The sequence below is a fragment of the Bradyrhizobium sp. IC3123 genome, from assembly GCF_020193625.1.
Taxonomy (GTDB): Bacteria; Pseudomonadota; Alphaproteobacteria; order Rhizobiales; family Xanthobacteraceae; genus Bradyrhizobium; species Bradyrhizobium yuanmingense.
Window position 1 is genome coordinate 1,095,586 of sequence record NZ_JADYVF010000001.1, and the last position, 9,277, is coordinate 1,104,862.

The 9,277-nt window shown below is 67.6% G+C and carries 5 protein-coding genes; 2 read left to right on the top strand and 3 right to left on the bottom strand.

Annotated features, from left to right (window positions below; genetic code table 11):
• The first annotated feature begins 238 nt into the window (after positions 1-238).
• Both I6F20_RS05410 and mfd read left to right on the top strand, forming a co-directional pair.
• Positions 239-529: an FAD assembly factor SdhE gene (locus I6F20_RS05410; protein WP_036012510.1), complete on the top strand. Its 291-nt coding sequence runs from the start codon at positions 239-241 to the stop codon at positions 527-529.
• Positions 526-4,044 (top strand): transcription-repair coupling factor, encoded by a 3,519-nt coding sequence (gene mfd, locus I6F20_RS05415; RefSeq protein WP_225125313.1) that lies wholly within the window; start codon positions 526-528, stop codon positions 4,042-4,044. Before I6F20_RS05410 ends, mfd begins: the two co-directional genes overlap by 4 nt.
• 130 nt (positions 4,045-4,174) lie before the next feature.
• On the opposite strand, the gene I6F20_RS05420 is transcribed toward mfd, so the two are convergent.
• The 3 genes from I6F20_RS05420 to I6F20_RS05430 form a co-directional block, all read right to left on the bottom strand.
• A complete protein-coding gene (locus tag I6F20_RS05420) occupies positions 4,175-5,398 on the bottom strand; it encodes a hypothetical protein (RefSeq protein ID WP_036012502.1) in 1,224 nt (407 codons plus the stop codon).
• An 87-nt stretch (positions 5,399-5,485) separates the two neighbouring features.
• Positions 5,486-6,988 (bottom strand): class I adenylate-forming enzyme family protein, encoded by a 1,503-nt coding sequence (locus I6F20_RS05425; RefSeq protein ID WP_109143701.1) that lies wholly within the window; start codon positions 6,986-6,988, stop codon positions 5,486-5,488.
• 4 nt (positions 6,989-6,992) lie between these two features.
• The gene (locus tag I6F20_RS05430; protein WP_225125347.1) at positions 6,993-8,849 is read right to left on the bottom strand and encodes an extracellular solute-binding protein; all 1,857 of its coding nucleotides are present in this window, start codon (positions 8,847-8,849) and stop codon (positions 6,993-6,995) included.
• Positions 8,850-9,277 lie beyond the last annotated feature (428 nt).

Here is a 9,277-nt window from a genome sequence, read left to right on the forward strand (position 1 = left end):
TCGTTCCTCGCCGTCATGCCCGGCTTTATGCCGGGCATCCACGGCTTTTTTTCCGCGCGACGTGGATGGCCGGGACATAGGCGAGCGGAAGCGACGCCGTCCTTCAGACGGCTATGCCCGGCCATGACGGATTGGAGGGACGACCTCCCGCAACAAAGGGCTGACACCGGGGGTCCGAGTGGCTATATCACCCCCGCCCGGCACGTCCGGGCTTTCTGCGTTTGACTGGATTTGAGACATGACGGGAACGACACGATCGAGCAGCGGGCTGGATGACCGCCGCAAGCGGCTTCTGTTCCGCTGCTGGCACCGCGGCACGCGCGAGATGGACCTGATCCTCGGCCGCTTCGCGGATGCCGAGATCGGCAATCTGTCCGATGACGAGCTGAGCCAGCTCGAGACCTTGCTCGAGGTCAACGATCCCGATCTCTATGCCGCCATCACCGGCGACAAGGTGCTGCCGGCCGACGTCGCCGGCGCGCTGTTTGCCCGCATCAAGGCGTTTCCGATCGCGGACGGCAACGCATGAAGCAGGGAATGAAATCTCCGGCCGAGCTGCTCGCGCCCGGCCGCGCGCTGACGCTCGCCAATGTCGCGGAAGGTGCCGAAGGCCTCGTCGTCTCCGATCTCGCGCGCGCCATCGCGGCGCGGCCGAAAATGCCGGCGGTCAGCCTTGCGGTCGTCTGCCGCGACGGCGGGCGCATGCAGTCGCTCGAACGCGCACTTAGGTTCTTCGCGCCCGATCTGCCGGTGCTGACCTTCCCGGCCTGGGACTGCCAACCCTATGACCGCGTCTCGCCGCATGGCGGCGTTCTCGCCCAGCGCCTGACCACTCTGGCGCGGCTGGCCTCGCTCACCGGCAGCGACAAGCCGCTGATCGTGCTGACCACGGTGAACGCGGTGGTGCAGCGCGTGCCCGCGCGCGAGCTGGTCGCGGCGCAGGCGCTGTCGGTCGCGCCGGGCAACGTCGTGCCGATGGACACCGTTGTCGCCTGGCTCGAGCACAACGGCTACAACCGTTCCTCCACCGTGCGCGAGCCCGGCGAATATGCCGTGCGCGGCGGCATTTTGGATCTGTTTCCGGCCGGCCTCGAGCAGCCGGTGCGGTTCGACTTCTTTGGGGACAGCCTGGAATCCATCCGCTCCTTCGACGCGGAGACCCAGCGCACGCTGCTCGACATGCGCTCGCTCGACCTCGTGCCGGTCTCCGAGTTTCAGCTCGTCACCGACACCATCCGCCGTTTCCGCATGGGCTATGTCGCCGAGTTCGGCGCGCCCGAGCGCGACGATGCGCTGTACGAGGCGGTCAGCGAAGGCCGCCGCCATCCCGGCATGGAGCACTGGCTGCCGCTGTTCCAGGACCGGATGGACACGCTGTTCGATTATCTGCAAGGCGCGGCAATCGCGATCGAGCCGCAGGCCGAGGACGCCGTGCGCGAGCGCTTCAAGCAGATCCTCGACTATTACGAGGCCCGGCGCGAGGCGATGGAGCATCCCGGCGGCGGCGCGATCTACAAGCCGCTGCCGCCCGACCGGCTGTATCTGACCGAGGAGGAATGGAGCAAGCGCCTCGGCGCGATCCCGCTGGCGCGGCTGACGCCGTTCTCGGTGCCGACCGACGGCATTGGCATAGTCGATGCGGGTGCGCGCAAGGGCCGCGACTTCGCGCCGGAGCGCAACGACAGCAATGTCAACGTGTTCGAGTCGGTCGTCAGCCACGTCATGGCGTTGCAGGCGCAGCGCAAGAAGGTCGTGATCGCGCTGTGGACGGAGGGCTCGCGCGACCGCATGACGTCGATGCTGCGCGACCACAAGCTCGCCCACGCTACCAGCGTCAACTCATGGCGGACGGTGCAGGCGACGCCGCGCAACGAGACCATGCTCGCCGTGCTCGGCCTCGAAAGCGGCTTCGAGACCGACGAGATCGCCGTCATCAGCGAGCAGGATATCCTCGGCGACCGCCTGGTGCGGCCGCGCAAGGCCAGTCGCAAGCTCGACAATTTCATCTCGGAGGTGACGAGCCTCACCGCCGGCGACATCGTCGTCCACGTCGATCACGGCATCGGCCGGTTCATCGGCCTGCAGACGCTGGACGTCGCCGGCGCGCCGCATGACTGCCTCGAGCTGCATTATGCCGCCGAGACCAAGCTGTTCCTGCCGGTCGAGAACATCGAGCTCTTATCGCGTTACGGCTCTGATCAAACCACGGTCGAGCTCGACCGCCTTGGTGGCTCGGGCTGGCAGACCCGAAAAGCAAAACTGAAGAACCGCATCCGCGAGATCGCGGGCGAGCTGATCAAGATCGCGGCCGAACGCATGCTGCACGAAGCGCCGAAGCTGCCGGTGCAGCAGGGCGTCTACGACGAGTTCTGCGCACGCTTCCCCTATGACGAGACCGAGGACCAGCTGGGCGCGATCGAGTCCACGCTGAAGGATCTCGAAAAGGGCCGCCCGATGGATCGCCTGATCTGCGGCGACGTCGGCTTCGGCAAGACCGAGGTGGCGCTGCGCGCCGCCTTCGCCGTGGCGCTCGACGGCAAGCAGGTCGCGGTCGTGGTGCCGACCACGCTGTTGGCGCGTCAGCACTACCGGACCTTCAGCGAGCGCTTCAAAGGCTTCCCGGTCAATGTCGCGCAGGCCTCGCGCCTGATCCCGACCAAGCAGCTCAACGAGGTCAAGAAGGGTATCGCCGACGGCTCGGTCGACATCGTCGTCGGCACCCACGCGTTGCTCGGCAAGGCGATCAAATTCCGCGACCTTGGCCTGCTCATCGTCGACGAGGAGCAGCATTTCGGCGTCAGCCACAAGGAGCGGTTGAAGGCGCTGCGCGCCGAGGTGCACGTGCTGACGCTGTCGGCGACCCCGATCCCGCGCACGCTCCAATTGGCACTGACCGGCGTCCGCGAGCTCTCGATCATCGCATCGCCCCCGGTCGACCGTCTCGCGGTGCGAACCTTCGTCGCCCCGCACGATCCCCTGATGATCCGCGAAGCGCTCCTGCGCGAGCGCTATCGTGGCGGCCAGGCGTTCTACGTGGTGCCGCGCATCGACGATCTCGCCGAGGTCAAGGACTTCCTCGACAAGAACGTGCCCGAGATGAAGGTCGCGGTCGCGCATGGCCAGATGCCGCCGGCCGTGATCGAGGACATCATGACCGCGTTCTACGACGGCAAGTTCGACGTTCTGTTGTCGACCACCATAGTCGAGTCCGGCCTCGACATCCCCAACGCCAACACGTTGATCGTGCATCGCGCCGATATGTTCGGCCTTGCCCAGCTCTACCAGCTGCGCGGCCGCGTCGGCCGCTCCAAGCTGCGGGCCTATGCGCTGTTCACGCTGCCGGCGCAGCAGAAGATCACGGCGCAGGCCGAGCGCCGGCTCACCGTGCTGCAGTCGCTGGAGACGCTGGGCGCCGGCTTCCAGCTCGCCTCCCACGACCTCGACATCCGCGGCGCCGGCAATTTGCTCGGCGAGGAGCAGTCCGGCCACATCAAGGAGGTCGGCTTCGAGCTCTATCAGTCGATGCTGGAGGAGGCGATCGTCAACCTCAAGGCCGGCGTCTCCGAGCCCGCCGCCGACCGCTGGTCGCCGCAGATCACCATCGGCATGCCCGTGCTGATTCCGGAGGACTATGTCAGCGACCTCTCGGTGCGGCTGTCGCTGTACCGGCGCCTGGCCGATCTCGACACCGAGGAGGAGATCGAGAATTTCGGCGCCGAGATGCGCGACCGCTTCGGCGTGCTGCCGGACGAGGTGCGCTATCTGTTCAAGGTCGCCGCGATCAAGGCGTTCTGCCGCCGGGCCAATGTCGAGAAGATCGACGCCGGCCCGAAGGGCGCCGTCATCGTCTTCCGCGACAATTCCTTCGCCCATCCCGAGCGCCTCGTGAGCTTCATCCGCAGCTACGGCCAGGCCGCCAAGGTGCGGCCCGACATGAAGGTTGTGTTCCTGCAGGACTGGGAAACGCCGGAGGAGCGGCTCGCGGGCACGACGGAGATCATGCGGCAGCTGGCGCAGCTCGCCGAGAGCAAGAAGGCGGCGTAGAGGCACCGGCCTCACCGCGTCATTGCGAGGAGCCCTTGCGACGAAGCAATCCAGAGTCTTTCCGCGGAGGGATTCTGGATTGCTTCGCGCGCTCGCAATGACGGTGGTTGTTGCTGCAGCTCGCGAAAAACTACGACGCCGCCCTCGATGCCTCCGCCGACAGGCGCGCCAGCAGCGAGCGTGCCGTATCCGACGGCGACAGCGAGTCCACGCTGACCACGGGATCGCTGCGCATCTCGTGCTTGCCGTTGGAGGTGTGCCGCATCACCGCCGACAGGCGGCGCGCGATCATATGCGCGGTGCGGAAGTCGGTCTCGGCGAACACGACGATGACCGAGCCGTCCTTCTGCGCGGCGCCAAAATCCATCTGCCGCATCAGGCGGCTGAGGATGCGGGCGGCGTCGAGCTGGGCGCGGGGATTGTTGGGATCGAAGGCGAAGCGGGCGACCGAGAGGCCGCCGCCGCGGGCGAGCGTCTGCTCGACCGCCTTGGCGAAATCGCGGGCGAAGGCTTCCACCGTGAGCAGGCCGCTGCGCGGATCGAGCCAGCCGCCGGCATCGATCGAGCGCAGCGTGCGGCTCAGCTGCGCTTCCATGGCGTGCTGGCGGATCAAGGGCAGCGCGTTGGCCGCGATCCTCGGCGGCTCGCCGGTGATCAGCTCGAGATTGGGCAGGTCGTAGCTCTGGGTGAGCTGGTGGGCGGTGACGACCACGGGCAGGCTGCGGAAGCGAGTGTCCTCGGCGAGCACGGTCAGAAACGCATCGGTCACGCGCGCGGTAAAGCCTTCGGCGAGCACGACGCCGTCGAGATCGCGGGTGTTGAGGTGTTTCGCGGCAGCCTCGATCGAGAGCGCACCGACCACGCCGACGCGTTCGCCGAACGCGACGGAGAGCGCAGGGTAAGCCGCGCCGCGGCCGATCAGGAGCACGGTGGCATCGCGTGCGGGATCGCCCTGCGGCAGCGCGATTTTCACTTCGGGCAGCCGGCGCAGAACCGTTGCGTGCAATGTCCGCACGCGCAGCGCCGCCCGGAGCCGCGCGATCAGCCGGTCGGGATTGCCGCCGCGCGAGGAGAAGGGCAGGGCGTTGTGCGGCAGCGTGCCCGCCGCATCCAGGGCCACGAAGGGCAGGTAAGGCGATTGAGCGGTGATCGTCTTTGCGAGCCGCGTCACATGCGGCTCGTGTCCGGCATGGACCGCAGCGAGAACCGCGGCCGGCTGCACCTCTTCGACCGCGCGCGGCGCGCTGGTCCAGTCGGTGTCGACGACGGGAAAGAGCCGGGCCTCGTCCAGCGCCGCCACGAAGGCGGGGCGTTCGGCATCGGACACAAACAGGATCGGGCCCGCCTGGGACATGTAAAAACTCTGATCGCGCAACAATTTGCCGCCGCAATCTAGTTTGGCCGCCTTAATGCTGCGTCAACGCAGGCGCTGAAACCGCGCCTAGACAGGCCCGGAGCGGTCGCGAAAAGCCTCGACCATCAGGGGGTTAAGCCCGAGCTCGCTGAGCGCCTCGCGGGCGCGGGCATTGTCCTGGGCGCGCCCGGCGAGCCGGTGGCCGGAGAGGCGGTCGGGCAGCGCCGTGAGCAGCGCGCCCTGGCCGAGCCGGCGCGCCCATTCCTGCAGGTCGTTTGAGAGGAAGCGATAGCCGCCGACCGCCATGATGCCGGAGGGCGGCGCTGTGATGCAGATCGCGCCGCTCGGGCGATCGAGCCGCGCGGCATAGCCGGTGTCGACATAGTCGCGCGGCGGCTGCGCCGTCAGCGTCTCGCCGACCGGCTGCGGCGGGGCGTAGGCCGCGATCGGCACCATCGCGCCGCGCAGGCCAAGCGTGCCCTTCGGCGTCAGCAGGATCTCGCCGGCGATGGAGGAGCCGGACTGCTCGCGCGGAGCGCCGTGCGGCCCCGGCATCACCGGCACCGGCATGCCGTCCTCGCCGCGGCGGGCGCCGAACAATCCGGCCTCGCCGAACAGGTAGACGTCGGTCAGCGGCGCATGCGGCGCAATCCAGGCATCGCTCGCCGCGACCTGCTCGGGCGCGCGCCACAGGCCGATGACGTTGCGCAAAGTCGGCATCCGCGCCGCGAGGTCGGCATCGCCGAGCCGCAGCGCGAGCTGCGCCGGCGCGATCAGCACCTCGCATTCGTGCTCGTTGATCTGCTGCTCCAGCACATCGTTCTCGAACGGATGATGCAGCGCCATCGTGCCGCCCGAGAGCAGCCACACCGCGAGCGAGGAGGCGAGCCCTGCGAACGACATCGGCGTGAACGCCGCCATCACGGTCGCGCCCTGCTTGATGTCGGCTTCGAGCGACATCGCAAGGCCGCCCGCGATCAGGCTGAAATGCGGCCGCGGCACCGGACGGAAGCCCTCCGCCGTGACGTCGAAGGAGATCATGGCCGCCTTGCGGCCGTCCTGGATCACGGCGCGCGTGGTGCCGGGCGGGCGCGCCAGGACGTCGTCGAGCGAAGCCATGCCTTCGGGCAGGTCGCTTCCGAAGCCGTAGACGTGCCGGATCGAGAACGCCTCGGCCGCGGCGTGCATGGCGAGATCGGCATAGCTGACGCCGTCGACCGTGCTCATGGTAACGATGGCGCGCGCGGCGGTGCGGTTCAGCGCTGCGGTCAGTTCCGCATGGCGCCAGAGCAGCGGCAGCACGGCGACGACGAGGCCGGCGCGATGGGCGGCGAGCACGGTCAGCACGAACTCGACCGTGTTGGGCAACTGGATCGCGATCACGGAATTGGCGGGCAGGCCGGATTCGACGAAATGCGCCGACAGCGCCTCGATGGCGGTATCGGCCTCGGTATAGGTCATCCGCCGCGGCCGGTGCCCGGTGATGCGTGCCTTGTTGAGCGGATCGAGCAGGGCGGTCGCGTGGGGCTGCCGCATCAGCGTGCGCTGAAACAGTGTGTCGAGCGTCGGCGATATTGCTGGCTGGTTCACGGCGTCACTTCGCTTGATGAGCTTGCGGCTGCCCCTTCGACCACCAGGTCTCCGGCAAATAGCCCGAGAGCGAGGTGGTCTTGGGCCGTTCTATCCGATTCCAGCGCGCGATCCATTGCTCCGATACGTTAAACAGCGGGATTGTGTAGAAGCCCGCGATCAGGGCGCGGTCGAGCGCGCGCACCGCCGAAACGAAATCCGTATGTTCACGGGCCTCGAGCAGGGCGGCGATCATGGCATCGACGGCGGGATCCCTCGCGCCCATGTAGTTGCGGGTGCCCGGATTGTCCGCCGCCGCACTGCCCCAATAGAAGTACTGCTCGTTGCCGGGCGACAGCGACTGGTCCCAGCGGTTCTGGATCATGTCGAACTCGTAGGCGAGCCGGCGCTGGTCGAATTGCACGGGATCGACCGAGCGCACGCTGGCCTCGATGCCGGCGCGTCTGAGGTCGCGCTGGAAGGCGAGCGCGATGCGCTCCTGGTCGCGCGTCGTGACCATGATCTCGAAGGTGAAGGGGCTCTTGGTCGCGCGATTGCGCAGCACGGTGCCGTCGAGATCGTAGCCGGCCTGCGACAGCAGCTTCAGCGCGGCGCGCAGCGTGGTGCGGTCGCGGCCTGATCCGTCAGTGACCGGCAGGCGGTAGCTGCCGTCCAGGATGTCGGGCGGAATTCGTGCGGCGAACGGCTTGAGCAGCTCGCGCTCGCGCGCATCCGCAGGCCTGCCATAGGCCGACAGCTCCGAGCCGGCGAAATAGCCGGCCACGCGCGAATAGAGCCCGAAGAAATAGCTGCGGTTCACCAGCTCGAAATCGAGCAGCAGCGTCAGAGCCTGCCGCACGCGGATGTCGGCGAAGACAGGACGGCGGGTGTTGAACACCAGGAATTCGGACGGCTGCGGCAGGCCGGGCTTGACGGTGTCGCGGATCACCGCGCCGCTTTTGGCTGCCGGAAAGTCATAGCCGTCGTGCCAGCGCAGCGGCTCGTGCTCGACGCGGAAATCGTAGAGGCCGCGCTTGAACGCCTCGAACTGCCCGTTGGCCTCGCGAAAATAGTCGAGCCGGATCTCGTCGAAATTGTAGAGCCCGCGATTGATGGCGAGGTTGCGGCCCCAATAATCGGGATTGCGCGTGAGTGTCACGCTGGCGCCGGGCTTCACCGCGGTGACGCGATAGGGGCCTGAGCCAATCGGCGCGGTCAGCGTCGTCTCCTCGAAGGTCGCGAAGTCGATGGCGTGCTTCGGCAGGATCGGCATCAGGCCGAGAATCAGCGGCAGCTCGCGGTCGTTGGCGCCTGTCAGGTCGAATCGGACGGTGAGGGGATCGAGCGCTTCGGCCTTGGCGACCTTGCCGTAGTACTGCCGGTGATTGGGGCGGCCGTGGTCGCGTAGCAGCTGCCAGGAGAACAGCACGTCCTCGGCCGTGACCGGCTTGCCGTCGGAGAAGCGGGCGCGAGGATCGAGACGGAAGGTGACGAAGCTTCGCTCGTCATTGGTTTCTACGGTCCTGGCGAGCAGGCCGTAAAGCGTGAACGGCTCGTCCTGCCCGCGCGCCAGCAGGCTCTCGACCACGTAGTTGCGGACCGGCTGCACCGCCAATCCCCTCACGATGAAGGGATTGAGGCTGTCGAAGGTGCCGAGAATGCCCCAGGTCAGACGGCCGCCCTTGGGGGCATCGGGGTCGGCGTAGGGCATGTGGCTGAAGTCGGCGGGCATCGCCGGCTTGCCGTGCATGGCGATCGCGTGGGCCTCCTCGGCCGCGGCGGTGCCTGCCGACAGCATCCCGGCAAGCGCAAGGGCAAGTGCAAGGGCAAGCGTATAGGGGCGGAGGCCGGGGCCCTCGAAGAGGCGCTGGAACATGAACATCGGCACAAGGTGATTCGAGGACCGTCGGGCGAATCTTATCACAGGGAATTTGATGGGGCTTTCGCGCCAGACCGGCCAAAGACGCTTGTCGGCATTGATCTTTTCGTCGGCCACGTTAAGAAGGCACCCAATCGCGCAAGAGCGTCGAGCCCGTCACTTATCCGCCTCAATTGACGGGGAGAGAGCCGCGCCCAAGGCGGCCAGGTTCGGCGCTTCGGAGCGGTTCGGGCACTTCCCGTTCAGAAAGGGTTTTCCGCAATGAATTTCCGTTACTTGGCCGCGTCCGTCCGGCCGCGCGGGCGACTTCTCGCCCTGTTGACGGCGACGGCGTTGGCCGTTCCGTTTGCCGCCGAGGCCCAGACCCCTGCGCCGGGGGCCGGCGCCCCCGCCGCGCCCAAGGCCGGCCTCGAACAGCACGTGACCGGCAT